This is a genomic window from Streptomyces sp. NBC_00285, assembly GCF_036174265.1.
Classification (GTDB): Bacteria; Actinomycetota; Actinomycetes; order Streptomycetales; family Streptomycetaceae; genus Streptomyces.
Map to the genome: position 1 here is coordinate 6,473,248 of NZ_CP108055.1, position 17,190 is coordinate 6,490,437.

General features: G+C 66.8%; 10 protein-coding genes. 9 read left to right on the top strand and 1 reads right to left on the bottom strand.

Annotated elements, in window-relative coordinates:
- The first annotated feature begins 312 nt into the window (after positions 1–312).
- The 9 genes from rpoB (at position 313) to OHT57_RS30130 (ending at position 15,632) form a co-directional block, all read left to right on the top strand.
- Positions 313–3,798: a DNA-directed RNA polymerase subunit beta gene (rpoB, locus tag OHT57_RS30090; protein WP_328749685.1), complete on the top strand. Its 3,486-nt coding sequence runs from the start codon at positions 313–315 to the stop codon at positions 3,796–3,798.
- Positions 3,799–3,898: 100 nt separating this feature from the next.
- Positions 3,899–7,798, top strand: coding sequence for a DNA-directed RNA polymerase subunit beta' (locus OHT57_RS30095; RefSeq protein WP_328749686.1), 3,900 nt, complete (start codon positions 3,899–3,901; stop codon positions 7,796–7,798).
- Between the two features lie 758 nt (positions 7,799–8,556).
- Positions 8,557–9,024 carry a DUF1707 and DUF4190 domain-containing protein gene (locus OHT57_RS30100; RefSeq protein ID WP_328753366.1) on the top strand — a complete coding sequence of 156 codons (468 nt, stop codon included), beginning with the start codon at positions 8,557–8,559 and terminating at the stop codon, positions 9,022–9,024.
- A gap of 353 nt (positions 9,025–9,377) precedes the next feature.
- Complete coding sequence (gene rpsL / locus OHT57_RS30105; RefSeq protein ID WP_003948652.1) at positions 9,378–9,749, top strand: 30S ribosomal protein S12; 372 nt, start codon at positions 9,378–9,380, stop codon at positions 9,747–9,749.
- Between the two features lie 3 nt (positions 9,750–9,752).
- On the top strand, positions 9,753–10,223 hold the full coding sequence (rpsG, locus tag OHT57_RS30110) for a 30S ribosomal protein S7 (protein ID WP_006376039.1): 471 nt from the start codon (positions 9,753–9,755) through the stop codon (positions 10,221–10,223).
- Positions 10,224–10,262: 39 nt separating this feature from the next.
- Positions 10,263–12,392, top strand: coding sequence for an elongation factor G (gene fusA / locus OHT57_RS30115; RefSeq protein WP_328749687.1), 2,130 nt, complete (start codon positions 10,263–10,265; stop codon positions 12,390–12,392).
- 154 nt (positions 12,393–12,546) lie between these two features.
- Entirely contained in the window at positions 12,547–13,740 is a 1,194-nt protein-coding gene (gene tuf, locus OHT57_RS30120) for an elongation factor Tu (RefSeq protein WP_328749688.1), read from the top strand.
- Between the two features lie 251 nt (positions 13,741–13,991).
- Positions 13,992–15,182 carry an acyltransferase family protein gene (locus OHT57_RS30125; RefSeq protein ID WP_328749689.1) on the top strand — a complete coding sequence of 397 codons (1,191 nt, stop codon included), beginning with the start codon at positions 13,992–13,994 and terminating at the stop codon, positions 15,180–15,182.
- Between the two features lie 96 nt (positions 15,183–15,278).
- The gene (locus OHT57_RS30130; protein ID WP_328749690.1) at positions 15,279–15,632 is read left to right on the top strand and encodes a hypothetical protein; all 354 of its coding nucleotides are present in this window, start codon (positions 15,279–15,281) and stop codon (positions 15,630–15,632) included.
- Position 15,633: 1 nt separating this feature from the next.
- On the opposite strand, the gene OHT57_RS30135 is transcribed toward OHT57_RS30130, so the two are convergent.
- On the bottom strand, positions 15,634–16,665 hold the full coding sequence (locus OHT57_RS30135; RefSeq protein WP_328749691.1) for a helix-turn-helix domain-containing protein: 1,032 nt from the start codon (positions 16,663–16,665) through the stop codon (positions 15,634–15,636).
- Between the last annotated feature and the right edge of the window lie 525 nt (positions 16,666–17,190).

Here is a 17,190-nt window from a genome sequence, read left to right on the forward strand (position 1 = left end):
GATCGGCGACGAAGAGGGCAGTATCAGTGTGCGTTGAGGGCAGCATGCCGAGGGCGTTGAGGACAGCGAGAGTTTTTGAAGACTGGGCAGGATCGCAGGGCTGGACATCAGTGCGCCGAATGGCTACACTGACCCTTTGCGCTGCCTGTTAGTTGCCCCCTGCCCGTCACCAGGGGTCTTCCCTCGCCTCAGCACCGATGAACGGAACATCTCCGACCTGGCCTTTTGGTCAAATCGGAGAGATCTGTCCCTGTGCCGTGATGAGGGACCCGGGAGCGCGTAGTGAGTCCGAGCCCTCGGAAGGACCCCCTCTTGGCCGCCTCGCGCACTGCCTCGAACGCGAATACGAACAACGGCGCCAGCACCGCCCCGCTGCGCATCTCCTTTGCAAAGATCAAGGAGCCCCTCGAGGTTCCCAACCTGCTCGCGCTGCAGACCGAGAGCTTTGACTGGCTGCTCGGGAACACCGCCTGGCAGAGTCGGGTCGAGGCCGCTCTTGAGTCAGGTCAGGACGTCCCCACCAAGTCCGGTCTGGAGGAGATCTTCGAGGAGATCTCCCCGATCGAGGACTTTTCCGGGTCGATGTCGCTGACCTTCCGCGACCACCGTTTCGAGCCCCCGAAGAACAGCATCGACGAGTGCAAGGACCGCGACTTCACGTACGCGGCACCGCTCTTCGTGACGGCCGAGTTCACCAACAACGAGACCGGCGAGATCAAGTCCCAGACGGTCTTCATGGGCGACTTCCCGCTCATGACCCACAAGGGCACCTTCGTCATCAACGGCACCGAGCGTGTCGTGGTGTCGCAGCTGGTCCGTTCGCCGGGTGTCTACTTCGACTCCTCCATCGACAAGACGTCCGACAAGGACATCTTCTCGGCCAAGGTCATCCCGTCCCGGGGTGCCTGGCTGGAGCTTGAGATCGACAAGCGCGACATGGTCGGTGTCCGCATCGACCGCAAGCGCAAGCAGTCCGTGACCGTCCTTCTCAAGGCGCTCGGTTGGACCACCGAGCAGATCCTCGAGGAGTTCGGCGAGTACGAGTCGATGCGCGCCACCCTGGAGAAGGACCACACCCAGGGCCAGGACGACGCGCTGCTCGACATCTACCGCAAGCTGCGTCCGGGCGAACCGCCCACGCGTGAGGCCGCCCAGACTCTTCTGGAGAACCTCTACTTCAACCCGAAGCGCTACGACCTCGCCAAGGTCGGCCGCTACAAGGTCAACAAGAAGCTGGGTGCGGAGGCTCCGCTCGACGCGGGCATCCTGACCGTCGAGGACATCATCTCGACGATCAAGTACCTGGTGAAGCTGCACGCCGGCGAGACCGAGACGGTCGGCGACAGCGGCACGAACATCGTCGTCGAGACCGACGACATCGACCACTTCGGCAACCGTCGTCTGCGCAGCGTCGGCGAGCTCATCCAGAACCAGGTCCGCACGGGTCTGGCTCGTATGGAGCGCGTCGTCCGTGAGCGCATGACGACTCAGGACGTCGAGGCGATCACGCCGCAGACCCTGATCAACATCCGGCCGGTCGTCGCCTCCATCAAGGAGTTCTTCGGCACCAGCCAGCTGTCGCAGTTCATGGACCAGAACAACCCGCTGTCGGGTCTCACCCACAAGCGCCGTCTGTCGGCTCTTGGCCCGGGTGGTCTCTCCCGTGAGCGGGCCGGCTTCGAGGTCCGTGACGTGCACCCGTCCCACTACGGACGCATGTGCCCGATCGAGACGCCTGAAGGCCCGAACATCGGTCTGATCGGTTCGCTCGCCTCCTACGGCCGCGTCAACGCGTTCGGCTTCGTGGAGACGCCGTACCGCAGGGTCGACGGCGACGTCGTCACCGACGAGGTCGACTACCTGACGGCCGACGAAGAGGACCGCTTCGTCATCGCGCAGGCCAACGCCACGCTCGACGACAACATGCGTTTCACCGAGAACCGCGTCCTGGTCCGCCGTCGTGGCGGAGAGGTCGACTACGTCCCCGGTGACGACGTGGACTACATGGACGTCTCGCCGCGCCAGATGGTGTCGGTCGCGACCGCCATGATCCCGTTCCTCGAGCACGACGACGCCAACCGTGCCCTGATGGGCGCGAACATGATGCGTCAGGCCGTGCCGCTCATCAAGAGCGAGGCCCCGCTCGTCGGCACCGGCATGGAGTACCGCTCCGCCGTCGACGCCGGCGACGTGGTCAAGGCCGAGAAGGCGGGTGTGGTCCAGGAGGTCTCCGCGGACTACATCACCACCGCCAACGACGACGGCACGTACATCACGTACCGCCTGGCCAAGTTCGCCCGCTCCAACCAGGGCACCTCGGTCAACCAGAAGGTCATCATCGACGAGGGCGACCGCGTCATCGAGGGCCAGGTCCTCGCCGACGGCGCGGCCACCGAGAACGGCGAGATGGCGCTCGGCAAGAACCTGCTCGTGGCGTTCATGCCGTGGGAGGGTCACAACTACGAGGACGCGATCATCCTGTCGCAGCGCCTCGTGCAGGACGACGTCCTCTCCTCGATCCACATCGAGGAGCACGAGGTCGACGCCCGTGACACCAAGCTCGGCCCCGAGGAGATCACCCGGGACATCCCGAACGTCTCCGAGGAGGTCCTCGCCGACCTCGACGAGCGCGGCATCATCCGCATCGGCGCCGAGGTCACCGCGGGCGACATCCTGGTCGGCAAGGTCACGCCCAAGGGTGAGACCGAGCTGACGCCGGAGGAGCGCCTGCTGCGCGCGATCTTCGGTGAGAAGGCCCGTGAGGTCCGCGACACCTCGCTGAAGGTGCCGCACGGCGAGACCGGAAAGATCATCGGCGTTCGCGTCTTCGACCGCGAGGAGGGCGACGAGCTGCCGCCCGGCGTCAACCAGCTGGTCCGTGTGTATGTTGCGCAGAAGCGCAAGATCACCGACGGTGACAAGCTCGCCGGCCGACACGGCAACAAGGGCGTCATCTCGAAGATCCTTCCTATCGAGGACATGCCGTTCCTCGAGGACGGAACTCCGGTCGACATCATCCTGAACCCGCTGGGTGTGCCGTCCCGAATGAACCCGGGACAGGTCCTGGAGATCCACCTCGGCTGGCTCGCCAGCCGCGGCTGGGACGTCTCCGGGCTCGGCGAGGACTGGGCGCAGCGCCTGCAGTCCATCGGCGCCGACCAGGTCGCGCCGGGCACCAACGTCGCCACCCCGGTGTTCGACGGTGCGCGTGAGGACGAGCTCGCGGGTCTGCTGAACCACACCATCCCGAACCGCGACGGCGAGCGCATGGTGCAGCCGACCGGTAAGGCGAGGATGTTCGACGGCCGCTCCGGCGAGCCGTTCCCGGAGCCGATCTCGGTCGGTTACATGTACATCCTCAAGCTGCACCACCTGGTCGACGACAAGCTGCACGCCCGCTCGACCGGTCCGTACTCGATGATCACCCAGCAGCCGCTGGGTGGTAAGGCCCAGTTCGGTGGCCAGCGCTTCGGTGAGATGGAGGTGTGGGCGCTGGAGGCATACGGCGCCGCATACGCCCTCCAGGAGCTGCTGACCATCAAGTCCGACGACGTCACCGGCCGCGTGAAGGTCTACGAGGCCATCGTCAAGGGCGAGAACATCCCCGAGCCCGGCATCCCCGAGTCCTTCAAGGTGCTCATCAAGGAGATGCAGTCTCTGTGCCTCAACGTGGAGGTGCTGTCCTCGGACGGCATGTCCATCGAGATGCGCGACACCGACGAGGACGTCTTCCGCGCGGCGGAAGAGCTCGGCATCGACCTGTCCCGGCGCGAGCCGAGCAGCGTCGAAGAGGTCTGACGGGAGTCCGGCCGGAGGTCCTGGTGAGGAACCTCCGGCCGGCCCCTGGACCCCCGTATCAGACCCCAAGACTTACAACCCTGAGAGGGATTGACGCATAGTGCTCGACGTCAACTTCTTCGATGAGCTCCGGATCGGTCTGGCCACCGCTGACGACATCCGTCAGTGGAGCCACGGCGAGGTCAAGAAGCCAGAGACCATCAACTACCGCACCCTCAAGCCCGAGAAGGACGGACTCTTCTGCGAGAAGATCTTCGGTCCGACCCGGGACTGGGAGTGCTACTGCGGCAAGTACAAGCGCGTCCGCTTCAAGGGCATCATCTGTGAGCGCTGTGGCGTCGAGGTCACTCGCGCCAAGGTGCGTCGTGAGCGGATGGGCCACATCGAACTGGCCGCCCCTGTCACCCACATCTGGTACTTCAAGGGCGTTCCGTCGCGGCTTGGCTACCTGCTCGACCTCGCTCCGAAGGACCTCGAGAAGGTCATCTACTTCGCGGCGTACATGATCACGTTCGTCGACGAGGAGCGCCGCACCCGCGACCTGCCCTCCCTGGAGGCGCACGTCTCCGTCGAGCGGCAGCAGGTCGAGAACCGTCGCGACTCCGACCTGGAGGCCCGCGCCAAGAAGCTCGAGACCGACCTGGCCGAGCTGGAGGCCGAGGGCGCCAAGGCCGACGTGCGCCGCAAGGTGCGCGAAGGTGCCGAGCGTGAGATGAAGCAGCTGCGCGACCGTGCGCAGCGCGAGATCGACCGTCTCGACGAGGTGTGGACCCGGTTCAAGAACCTCAAGGTCCAGGACCTCGAGGGCGACGAGCTCCTCTACCGCGAGCTGCGTGACCGTTTCGGCACGTACTTCGACGGCTCGATGGGTGCCGCGGCGCTGCAGAAGCGCCTGGAGTCCTTCGACCTGAACGAAGAGGCCGAGCGGCTTCGCGAGATCATCCGTACCGGCAAGGGCCAGAAGAAGACCCGTGCGCTGAAGCGGCTGAAGGTCGTGTCTGCCTTCCTGCAGACCTCCAACAGCCCCAAGGGCATGGTCCTCGACTGCGTCCCGGTCATCCCGCCGGACCTTCGCCCGATGGTGCAGCTGGACGGTGGCCGCTTCGCGACCTCCGACCTGAACGACCTGTACCGCCGCGTGATCAACCGCAACAACCGCCTGAAGCGCCTTCTCGACCTCGGTGCGCCCGAGATCATCGTGAACAACGAGAAGCGCATGCTCCAGGAGGCCGTCGACGCGCTGTTCGACAACGGCCGTCGCGGCCGTCCGGTCACCGGTCCCGGTAACCGCCCGCTGAAGTCCCTGAGCGACATGCTCAAGGGCAAGCAGGGTCGATTCCGTCAGAACCTGCTCGGCAAGCGTGTGGACTACTCCGCGCGTTCCGTGATCGTCGTCGGTCCGCAGCTGAAGCTGCACCAGTGCGGTCTGCCGAAGGCGATGGCGCTGGAGCTCTTCAAGCCGTTCGTGATGAAGCGGCTCGTGGACCTCAACCACGCGCAGAACATCAAGAGCGCCAAGCGGATGGTCGAGCGTGGCCGGACCGTGGTGTACGACGTCCTCGAAGAGGTCATCGCCGAGCACCCGGTGCTGCTGAACCGTGCGCCCACCCTGCACCGCCTCGGCATCCAGGCCTTCGAGCCGCAGCTCGTCGAGGGCAAGGCCATCCAGATCCACCCGCTCGTCTGCACCGCGTTCAACGCGGACTTCGACGGCGACCAGATGGCCGTACACCTGCCGCTCTCCGCGGAGGCGCAGGCCGAGGCCCGCATCCTGATGCTGTCCTCGAACAACATCCTCAAGCCCGCCGACGGCCGTCCGGTGACGATGCCGACCCAGGACATGGTCCTCGGTCTGTTCTTCCTCACCACCGACGGTGAACTGCGTGACGTCAAGGGCGAGGGCCGGTCGTTCGGCTCCACGGCCGAGGCGATCATGGCGTTCGACGCCGGTGAGCTCGCGCTCCAGTCGCAGGTCGACATCCGCTTCCCGGTGGGCACCATCCCGCCGCGTGGCTGGACGCCGCCGGCGCAGGAGGAGAGCGACCCGGAGTGGCAGCAGGGTGACACCTTCCGCCTGCGCACCACCCTGGGCCGCGCGCTCTTCAACGAGCTGCTGCCCGAGGACTACCCGTTCGTCGACTACTCGGTGGGCAAGAAGCAGCTCTCCGAGATCGTCAACGACCTGGCCGAGCGCTACCCCAAGGTCATCGTGGCGGCGACGCTCGACAACCTGAAGGCGGCGGGCTTCTTCTGGGCGACCCGTTCCGGTGTCACCGTGGCCATCTCCGACATCGTCGTTCCCGAGGCGAAGGTCGAGATCGTCAAGGGCTACGAGGCCCTGGACGAGAAGGTCCAGAAGCAGTACGAGCGCGGTCTGATCACCAAGGAAGAGCGCACGCAGGAGCTCATCGCGATCTGGACCAAGGCGACCAACGAGGTCGCCGAGGCGATGAACGCGAACTTCCCCAAGACGAACCCCATCTTCATGATGGTTGACTCGGGTGCCCGAGGAAACATGATGCAGATGCGGCAGATCGCCGGTATGCGTGGTCTGGTGTCGAACGCCAAGAACGAGACGATTCCCCGTCCCATCAAGGCGTCCTTCCGTGAGGGCCTGTCCGTGCTGGAGTACTTCATCTCCACGCACGGTGCCCGTAAGGGTCTGGCGGACACCGCCCTGCGTACCGCCGACTCGGGTTACCTGACCCGTCGTCTGGTGGACGTCTCGCAGGACGTCATCATCCGCGAGGAGGACTGCGGCACCGAGCGCGGTCTGAAGCTGAAGATCGCCACGCGCGGCGCCGACGGTGTGCTGCGCAAGACGGACGACGTCGAGACCAGCGTCTACGCCCGCATGCTCGCCGAGGACGTCGTCATCGACGGCAAGGTGATCGCGCCGGCCAACGTGGACCTGGGCGACGTGCTCATCGACCAGCTGGTGCACCACGGCATCGAGGAGGTCAAGACCCGCTCGATCCTGACCTGCGAGTCGCATGTCGGCACCTGCGCCATGTGCTACGGCCGCTCGCTGGCCACCGGCAAGCTGGTCGACATCGGTGAGGCGGTCGGCATCATCGCCGCCCAGTCCATCGGTGAGCCCGGCACCCAGCTGACGATGCGTACCTTCCACACCGGTGGTGTGGCCGGTGACGACATCACGCAGGGTCTGCCGCGTGTCGTCGAGCTCTTCGAGGCCCGTACCCCGAAGGGTGTCGCCCCGATCTCCGAGGCGGACGGCCGTGTCCGTATCGAGGAGACCGAGAAGACCAAGAAGCTCGTCATCACGCCGGACGACGGCAGCGAAGAGACGGCGTTCCCGATCTCGAAGCGCGCCCGACTCCTCGTCAGCGAGGGTGAGCGCGTCACGGTGGGCCAGAAGCTCACCGTGGGTGCCACCAACCCGCACGACGTGCTGCGCATCCTGGGTCAGCGTGCCGTCCAGGTCCACCTGGTCGGTGAGGTCCAGAAGGTCTACAACTCGCAGGGTGTGTCGATCCACGACAAGCACATCGAGATCATCATCCGGCAGATGCTGCGCCGCGTGACGATCATCGAGTCCGGCGACGCCGAGCTGCTGCCCGGTGAGCTGGTCGAGCGGTCGAAGTTCGAGACCGAGAACCGTCGTGTGGTCCAGGAGGGCGGTCACCCGGCCTCCGGTCGTCCGCAGCTGATGGGTATCACCAAGGCCTCGCTGGCGACGGAATCCTGGCTGTCGGCCGCCTCCTTCCAGGAGACGACCCGAGTCCTGACGGATGCGGCGATCAACGCCAAGTCCGACAGCCTCATCGGCCTCAAGGAGAACGTCATCATCGGTAAGCTCATCCCGGCCGGTACGGGTCTGTCCCGTTACCGCAACATCCGGGTGGAGCCGACCGAGGAGGCCAAGGCCGCGATGTACTCGGCCGTCGGTTACGACGACATCGACTACTCGCCGTTCGGTACGGGCTCCGGCCAGGCCGTCCCGCTGGAGGACTACGACTACGGTCCGTACAACCAGTAGGACCTGCGTCTGAACGACTGAAGGGCGGTCACTCCGTTTCGTGCGGGGTGGCCGCCCTTCGGCGTGTCCTCGGCGGCGGTCCATGTGGGCCTGCAGGTGGTGCTTCCGGGTGTGGACGGGGGCGCGTGCCCAGTACGCGGCTCCGCGCGCCGGGAGGCAGTGGCGACCGGTTGGGCCGGGCCGTGGGAGATCAGGTCCCAGGGGGCGTCCCAGGCCTTCTCTCGCTGCCGTTCCTGGGGCTCGGCCGACTCGCCTTGCTTCTTCCGGTCACCGTCCGGCTCGGCTCCGTCTGCGGAGGTCGCGGCGTCCGTCGGGCCGACGCCCAGCGCGATGGGAGGAGCTGTCACCCAGGGCACAGGCGGGACGGGGCCCGGGTGGTCACGCCGCCTCCTTGAAGTGACGAGGCGGGAAAACAGCGACAATCGGCCACTGTGGCTGACGCGCGTACCGTCGACAACGGCACGTAATGGCGCATCATGGAGGGACCTCGGGGGTTCGGGAGGTGCTCCGTGTCGCAGTCGTCGTGGCCGCCCTGGGAGGGCGAGGGCGAGTCGTCGGGCAGCGGTGTGCCGGGGGACGGGCAGGGTCCGTTGCCGGGGCCCGGCGCCGATGCTCCCGTCGAGCGGCCCTGGCGGGATGCACAGTCCTCCGCGTCGCGGCCCTGGTCGGGCGCTGACGCCCCGGTGGTGCGCCCCTGGGCCGGCGCCCCGGTCGCGCGTCCCTGGCCCGGATACGCCGTTCCGCAGACCGCCCCCTCCATGCTCGCCTCCCATGCCGACCGTGAGCGTGCCGTCGATGTGCTCCGGGCCGGGTACGGGGAGGGGCGGCTGGAGAAGGAGGAGTTCGACCGGCGGGTGGGCCGTGCGTACGCCGCCCGGACGGTGGGGGAGCTGGCGCTGCTCGTCGCCGACCTGCCGCAGGGACCCGTACCGCAGGTCGCCGCGGCCGTCACCGCCGTACCGCGGACGTTTCTGCCGGCCCCGCGGCCGCGGGCGAACGGGAAGGCCGTCGGGGCCGCCGTGTGCGGGCTGCTGTGTGTGCCGACCTTCGGGTTCACCGGGATTCCGGCGGTGATCCTCGGGCACACCGCGCGGACGGAGATCGAGCGGACCGGCGAGAGCGGGGACGGACTCGCCCTGACCGGGCTTGTGTTCGGCTGGCTGTCGATCGCCGCCTGGGCGGTCCTGCTGACGCTGCTCATCGCCGTGGGACTCGCCTCCGGGTGAGCGCCGGACGGGCCCGGGAGCGCTCCTGAAGGCTGTGCCGCACCATGTGCGGAATGTGAAATCGAAGATCGTCCACGGCGTAGGGGCTTGACACCGGCGGTCCGGAGATGTTGCCGCCGTCCATTTGTTTTGACCGCAGCGAATGAGCTAGGTACGCTCAGTCCTTGTGCCTGGGGTGTGCCCTGGCTCTCGTGCGTGCCTTCAACCGCATGTCGAGCTGTAAGCGGCCACCGTGATCCGTGCCCCTTCCGCCTTGCGGCGGGGGGTTCGCCGGATTCGACACACCCGACCGCGTGGGTCGGCGAATGTTTCAGGTTAGCTTCACCATTCGGCACACAGAAACCGGAGAAGTAGTGCCTACGATCCAGCAGCTGGTCCGGAAGGGCCGGCAGGACAAGGTCGAGAAGAACAAGACGCCCGCACTCGAGGGTTCCCCTCAGCGTCGTGGCGTCTGCACGCGCGTGTTCACGACCACCCCGAAGAAGCCGAACTCGGCCCTGCGTAAGGTCGCGCGTGTGCGTCTGACCAGCGGGATCGAGGTCACTGCTTACATTCCGGGTGAGGGACACAACCTGCAGGAGCACTCCATCGTGCTCGTGCGTGGCGGTCGTGTGAAGGACCTGCCCGGTGTTCGGTACAAGATCATCCGTGGTTCGCTTGACACTCAGGGTGTCAAGAACCGCAAGCAGGCCCGCAGCCGCTACGGCGCCAAGAAGGAGAAGTAGAAAATGCCTCGTAAGGGCCCCGCCCCGAAGCGCCCGGTCATCATCGACCCGGTCTACAGCTCTCCTCTTGTCACGTCGCTCATCAACAAGATCCTGATGAACGGCAAGCGTTCCACCGCCGAGCGCATCGTGTACGGCGCCATGGAGGGCCTGCGCGAGAAGACCAGCAACGACCCGGTCATCACGCTGAAGCGCGCGCTGGAGAACATCAAGCCGACCCTCGAGGTCAAGTCCCGCCGTGTCGGTGGCGCGACCTACCAGGTCCCGATCGAGGTCAAGCCGGGCCGTGCGAACACGCTCGCCCTGCGCTGGCTGGTCGGTTACTCCCGCGCCCGTCGCGAGAAGACCATGACCGAGCGTCTGCTCAACGAGCTTCTCGACGCTTCGAACGGCCTTGGTGCGGCCGTCAAGAAGCGCGAAGACACCCACAAGATGGCCGAGTCCAACAAGGCCTTCGCGCACTACCGCTGGTAGTCGCAGACCCCATCGAGACCGAGAGAAGACCGAAGCCTTATGGCTACCACTTCACTTGACCTGGCCAAGGTCCGCAACATCGGGATCATGGCCCACATCGACGCGGGCAAGACGACCACCACCGAGCGGATCCTCTTCTACACCGGCGTCAGCTACAAGATCGGTGAGGTCCACGACGGCGCTGCCACCATGGACTGGATGGAGCAGGAGCAGGAGCGTGGCATCACGATCACCTCTGCTGCCACCACCTGTCACTGGCCGCTCGAGGACGACGACTACACGATCAACATCATCGACACCCCGGGGCACGTCGACTTCACGGTCGAGGTGGAGCGTTCGCTCCGCGTCCTCGACGGTGCCGTCACGGTGTTCGACGGTGTCGCCGGTGTCGAGCCGCAGTCCGAGACGGTGTGGCGTCAGGCCGACCGTTACGGCGTGCCGCGCATCTGCTTCGTGAACAAGCTGGACCGCACCGGCGCCGAGTTCCACCGCTGTGTGGACATGATCAAGGACCGGCTCGGTGCCGTTCCGATCATCATGCAGCTGCCGATCGGCGCCGAGATGGACTTCAAGGGCGTTGTGGACCTGGTCCGCATGAAGGCGCTCGTGTGGTCCGCCGAGGCGGCGAAGGGCGAGATGTACGACGTCGTCGACATCCCGGCCACGCACGCCGAGGCTGCCGAGGAGTACCGCGGCAAGCTGGTCGAGACCGTCGCCGAGCACGACGACGAGATCATGGAGCTGTTCCTGGAGGGCCAGGAGCCCACCGAGGAGCAGCTGTACGCCGCGATCCGTCGCGTCACCATCGCGTCCGGCAAGTCCGACGGCATCACGGTCACCCCGGTGTTCTGCGGTACCGCGTTCAAGAACAAGGGCGTCCAGCCCCTGCTCGACGCGGTCGTGCGCTACCTGCCGACCCCGCTCGACGTCGAGGCCATCGAAGGCCACGACGTCAAGGACCACGAGGTCGTCGTCAAGCGCAAGCCGTCCGTCGACGAGCCGCTGTCCGCGCTCGCCTTCAAGATCATGAGCGACCCCCACCTGGGCAAGCTCACCTTCGTCCGGGTTTACTCGGGCCGCCTGGAGACCGGCACCGCGGTGCTGAACTCCGTCAAGGGCAAGAAGGAGCGCATCGGCAAGATCTACCGCATGCACGCGAACAAGCGTGAGGAGATCGAAGCGGTGGGCGCCGGCGACATCGTCGCCGTGATGGGTCTGAAGCAGACCACGACCGGTGAGACGCTCTGCGATGACAAGAACCCGGTGATCCTGGAGTCCATGGACTTCCCGGCGCCGGTCATCCAGGTCGCCATCGAGCCCAAGTCCAAGGGTGACCAGGAGAAGCTGGGTGTTGCCATCCAGCGTCTCGCGGAGGAGGACCCCTCCTTCCACGTTCACTCGGACGAGGAGACCGGCCAGACCATCCTCGGCGGTATGGGCGAACTGCACCTCGAGGTGCTGGTCGACCGTATGAAGCGCGAGTTCAGGGTCGAGGCCAACGTCGGCAAGCCGCAGGTCGCGTACCGTGAGACGATCCGCAAGGCCGTCGAGCGCGTGGACTACACCCACAAGAAGCAGACCGGTGGTACCGGTCAGTTCGCCAAGGTGCAGATCGCGATCGAGCCCATCACCGAGACCGACGGTCCGGCGTACGAGTTCGTGAACAAGGTCACCGGTGGCCGTATCCCGCGGGAGTACATCCCCTCGGTGGACGCCGGTGCGCAGGAGGCCATGCAGTTCGGCATCCTCGCGGGCTACGAGATGACGGGCGTCCGCGTCACGCTTCTCGACGGTGGCTACCACGAGGTCGACTCCTCCGAGCTCGCGTTCAAGATCGCCGGCTCGCAGGCCTTCAAGGAGGCCGCGCGCAAGGCCAGCCCTGTGCTCCTTGAGCCGATGATGGCCGTAGAGGTCACCACGCCCGAGGACTACATGGGTGAGGTCATCGGCGACATCAACTCCCGCCGTGGCCAGATTCAGGCCATGGAGGAGCGGGCCGGTGCCCGCGTCGTGAGGGGCCTCGTGCCTCTCTCGGAGATGTTCGGCTACGTCGGAGACCTCCGCAGCAAGACGTCGGGTCGCGCAAGCTACTCGATGCAGTTCGACTCCTACGCCGAGGTTCCGCGGAACGTCGCCGAGGAGATCATCGCGAAGGCCAAGGGCGAGTAACGCACCGCGTTCGCACGCTTTAGGCTTGACTCCGGAGCCCGGAGGGGCATTCACCCGCATTTGTGGGAGAGTGCCCCCGGGCCGAGGCTTTCCAGCAAAGATCCCCTGGCGCCGATGAAGCAAGGCGTTCAGAACCACTCCACAGGAGGACCCCGTGGCGAAGGCGAAGTTCGAGCGGACTAAGCCCCACGTCAACATCGGCACCATCGGTCACATCGACCACGGTAAGACGACCCTTACGGCCGCCATTACCAAGGTGCTGCACGACGCGTACCCGGACCTGAACGAGGCCTCGGCCTTCGACCAGATCGACAAGGCTCCCGAAGAGCGTCAGCGCGGTATCACCATCTCCATCGCGCACGTCGAGTACCAGACCGAGACGCGTCACTACGCCCACGTCGACTGCCCCGGTCACGCGGACTACATCAAGAACATGATCACGGGTGCGGCGCAGATGGACGGCGCCATCCTCGTGGTCGCGGCCACCGACGGCCCGATGCCGCAGACCAAGGAGCACGTGCTCCTGGCCCGCCAGGTCGGCGTTCCCTACATCGTCGTCGCCCTGAACAAGGCCGACATGGTGGACGACGAGGAGATCCTGGAGCTCGTCGAGCTCGAGGTTCGTGAGCTCCTCTCCGAGTACGAGTTCCCGGGCGACGACCTGCCGGTCGTCAAGGTCTCGGCGCTCAAGGCGCTCGAGGGCGACAAGGAGTGGGGCCAGACGGTCCTCGACCTGATGGCCGCCGTCGACGAGGCGATCCCGCAGCCCGAGCGTGACGTCGACAAGCCGTTCCTGATGCCGATCGAGGACGTCTTCACGATCACCGGTCGTGGCACCGTCGTCACCGGTCGTATCGAGCGTGGTGTCCTCAAGGTCAACGAGACCGTCGACATCATCGGCATCAAGACCGAGAAGACCACCACCACGGTCACCGGCATCGAGATGTTCCGCAAGCTGCTCGACGAGGGCCAGGCCGGTGAGAACGTCGGTCTGCTCCTCCGTGGCATCAAGCGCGAGGACGTCGAGCGCGGCCAGGTCATCATCAAGCCGGGCTCGGTCACCCCGCACACCTCGTTCGAGGCGCAGGCGTACATCCTGTCCAAGGACGAGGGCGGCCGTCACACGCCGTTCTTCAACAACTACCGTCCCCAGTTCTACTTCCGTACGACGGACGTGACCGGCGTCGTGACCCTCCCCGAGGGCACCGAGATGGTCATGCCGGGCGACAACACTGAGATGACCGTTGAGCTCATCCAGCCCATCGCCATGGAAGAGGGCCTGAAGTTCGCCATCCGTGAGGGTGGTCGCACGGTGGGCGCCGGCCAGGTCACCAAGATCAACGCCTGATCTTGACCCGGTAGGTCTCTGAGGGGCCCGTACGACTTCGGTCGTACGGGCCCTTTCGGGTTGCCCCGCCGACAGGTGAAGTCTCCGAGAACTCCGGGGGACGGCTCGGCGAGGGTTGCGGCAACTCCCGGCGCCCGTGCGAGGAATGTTCTTGTCTGGTCGCTGTGGGGTGGTTGTGAGGGTCGTAGCCTGAGGCGTCCGGTGGCCACTCCCGGCCCGGGATTCCCTCGCGAGGACGGACGGACACGCAGGTGTCGATACAGGACGCGGAGAGCAGAACGTCGATGCCGCGAAGGGTCGTCGGTGGCCGGCCGCTTCCGCCCCTCGCCGTGCCCGCCGCGCCGGGCCGGCCCGCCCGCGCCGCCGTACGCGACCGCGCGGGTCGCCGGCTCTACGCCATCGACGGCATCCGGCTCCTCGCCGCGCTCATGGTCGTCATGCACCACTACGCCGGCACGAACCGCGTCGACCAGCCCGGCAACCGCATCTGGGACCGGCCGGTATCCGACATCATGCCGACGGTCTTCCGGTTCTCGTCCTACGGCTGGATCGGCGTCGAGATCTTCTTCGTGATCAGCGGCTTCGTGATCTGCATGTCCTGCTGGGGCCGTACCCCGAGGCAGTTCTTCGTGTCCCGGGTGATCCGGCTGTACCCGGCGTACTGGTTCGCCATCGCCTTCACGACCGCCGTCCTGATGCTGCTGCCCGGCGTCTGGGACCGCCTGCGCATGCGGGACGTACTCCTCAACATCACGATGCTCCAGTCCGGTTCGGGCGTCATGAACGTCGACGGCGTCTACTGGACCCTCTGGTCGGAGCTGCGCTTCTACCTGCTGTTCCTCGTCGTCGTGTGGACGGGCCTGACCTACCGCAAGGTCGTCGTCTTCTGCTGTGTGTGGGGCGCCGCGGCCATGCTCGCCCCGATCTCCGAGCTGCCCCTCCTCGAACTGCTCGCGAACCCCGAGGGCGCCTGGTACTTCATCGCGGGTCTGGCGTTGTACCTGATGCACCGCTTCGGCCAGGACCTGTTGCTGTGGGGCATCCTGGCGATGGCCTGGCTGATGGGCCAGCGGGAACTGGGCATCCGGATCGACGAGGTCGAGCATGTGTCGGGGTGGCGGGGGAGTGTCCTGATCTTCACGGTCTTCCTGCTCGCCATGGTCGCCATCGCCCTCGGCGCCACGGACCGTATCCGCTGGAAATGGCTGGTGACGGCGGGCGCGCTCACCTATCCGCTCTACCTGATGCACTACGCGGCCGGCACGGCGGTCATCAACCGCCTGCGCGACACGATGGACGCCCGCCTGCTGATCGTGTGCGTCATCGCCGGGTTCATGCTGCTGAGCTGGCTGGTGCACCGGTTCGTGGAGCGTCCGGTGGCGGGACTGCTGAAGCGGGGGCTGGACACGTCGTTCGCGCGGCTCAGGAACGCCGGAGCCTGAACCTGTACGACGGCTCGGGCTGAGCACTGGCATCTGCGCCAGCATCTGAGTACGAACGCTCATGCGACCGCGTCGCCCGGGCGGTGTGATGGACCCATGCCGGACCTCATACTCGACGACGACCGCGCGACCGGAGCCTGGGTCGCCCCGCTGCTCTCGACGCTCCTGACCCTGCCCGCGTGCCTGGCCGCCTACGTCTTCGGCGGGCTCTCCGTGATGGCGTGCGACTCCTGCGCGGGCCCCGAGGCCGACCGCTTCGAGTCGAGCTTCGGCCTCGCCTTCCCGGTGCTGCTCGGGGGCCTGGGTCTCACCCTGTTCCTGCTGGCGGCCGGCTGGGCCCTGCCGTGGGAGCGCCGCAACTCGGCCCGCCGGGTGGGGCTCGCGCTCGCCGCACCGACGATGGTGCCGTGCGTGTACCTCGTGTTCGCGGCGCTGGTCGACTGGCCGTAGGTCAGGCGAAGGTCATCACTGGCAGACGTACGGCCACCTGGATCGCGCCTACGGGTGTGCCTCCGGGCTTCGGGCAGGGGGCGGTGTCCTTCGGCTGCGAACCGGCACGTCTGTCAGGTTCCCGAACCGTGCTGCCACGGCCTGCCTCACGACAGTCGCGGCAGCGGGGGTTCTCCTGTTCCCAGGTCCGGAAGCCCCGGTCGCAGCCGTCGCAGTTGGCCATCGGGGGTGGAGGGGTGGGGTCGCTGCCGGGTGGCGGGGCGGGAGGTGCCGGAGCCGGGAGGAACTCGGTGAGCCGGTGGGCGAGCAGCGCCGCGGGATGGCGCAGGGGCTCGCGCGGGAGATCCGAGGTCAGCGAATGACGTACGGCTTCGGGACCCGCGCCGCGTTCCAGCCAGGCGGCGACGGCGGGGGCGAGTCGCCGGACATCGCGTTCGGCGAGGAGGAAGCGCGGGTCGTCGCGGTGGAGCGTGGCGAGGAGAGCGGTGGCGGCGCGCTGGAGCTCCGGGTCGGGGTCCTGGGGCTCGGGGAGCGGGGGTTTGGACGCGGGGGAGGGCGGGGGTGGCGCGGGTGTCGTTGGCCGGGGTTCCGGGGCGCTGGGCTGTGGCGGCGGTACGGCGTCGGAGGCCGGACGGGGTGGTCCCTTGGGGGCGGTGGGCGAGGGGCTGCTCTGGAGGTGCCGGTCCTGGGGCCGGTTGTACGACACCGTGTGCGTGACGACCCGCCCGTTGGGGAGCCGTTTGCGCACCTGGGCCAGATAGCCGTGGGCCTTCAACTCACGCAGGGCGGCGGCGATACGGGTCTCGCCCTCGGTGAAGCGGTCGGCGAGCGACTTGATGTCGACGCGGGCCTCGTCCGGCAGTGACTGGATGTGCAGGGCGAGCCCGATCGCGGTGAGCGAGAGCTGCCGGTGCTGGGCGAGGTGGTTGCCGACGACCGTGAACCGGGTCGTGTGCGGGACCTTGATGTGGGTGACGCCGCGCGGATTCAGCGGCCGGGCGCACGGGGGCGCGCTAAGGTTCTGGGTATCCATCGGGAAGTCCTTGTCTTCCTCGGTGGTCAGGCCCTCGCACTGGGATTGCCGTCCCGGCGGGGGCCGTCGCATGTCTGCGGTGGTGTGATCGCGGCGAGCATATGCCAGCGAACCGGTAGGAAATCCAGCTGAGTTGAGGCACGCCACTCATACGGGTGACCAGGGTTCCTGTGAAGGCTCGGTGGGGTGGGGTGGGGTTGGTTCTTTCCCTTGTTTTCGTCAGAAGGCTTTGATCACGCGTGGAGCCGGGCGGCGGAGTACCGGCACGTGGCGGACCGCGTTCCGGTGGGGCGAGGACGTTTTCGCGTCATTGACCTCGGTGTGGAGCGTGTCGCCAACGGGGTGGAGGGCGAGGCTGAAATCCCGCCCGGGGGTGACTGTCGGCCCGTCACCCCAAGCCCCCGGCTCAGCCGAACGCCAGCTTCCCTGTCGTCCGGCAGCGTGACGTCGACCGGGACGGCTACGCCGACCTCCTGGTCTCCGACGAGTTCGAGAACTACGACACCAGCGTGCTGCTGCCGGCTG

Bases quoted from the DNA above. Each gene is read 5' to 3' on its own strand.
- OHT57_RS30130 (WP_328749690.1), top strand. From the start codon at position 15,279: ATGCCGGACCTCATACTCGACGACGACCGCGCGACCGGAGCCTGGGTC.
- OHT57_RS30100 (WP_328753366.1), top strand. From the start codon at position 8,557: ATGCTCGCCTCCCATGCCGACCGTGAGCGTGCCGTCGATGTGCTCCGG.
- rpsG (WP_006376039.1), top strand. From the start codon at position 9,753: ATGCCTCGTAAGGGCCCCGCCCCGAAGCGCCCGGTCATCATCGACCCG.
- fusA (WP_328749687.1), top strand. From the start codon at position 10,263: ATGGCTACCACTTCACTTGACCTGGCCAAGGTCCGCAACATCGGGATC.
- OHT57_RS30135 (WP_328749691.1), bottom strand. From the start codon at position 16,665: ATGGATACCCAGAACCTTAGCGCGCCCCCGTGCGCCCGGCCGCTGAAT.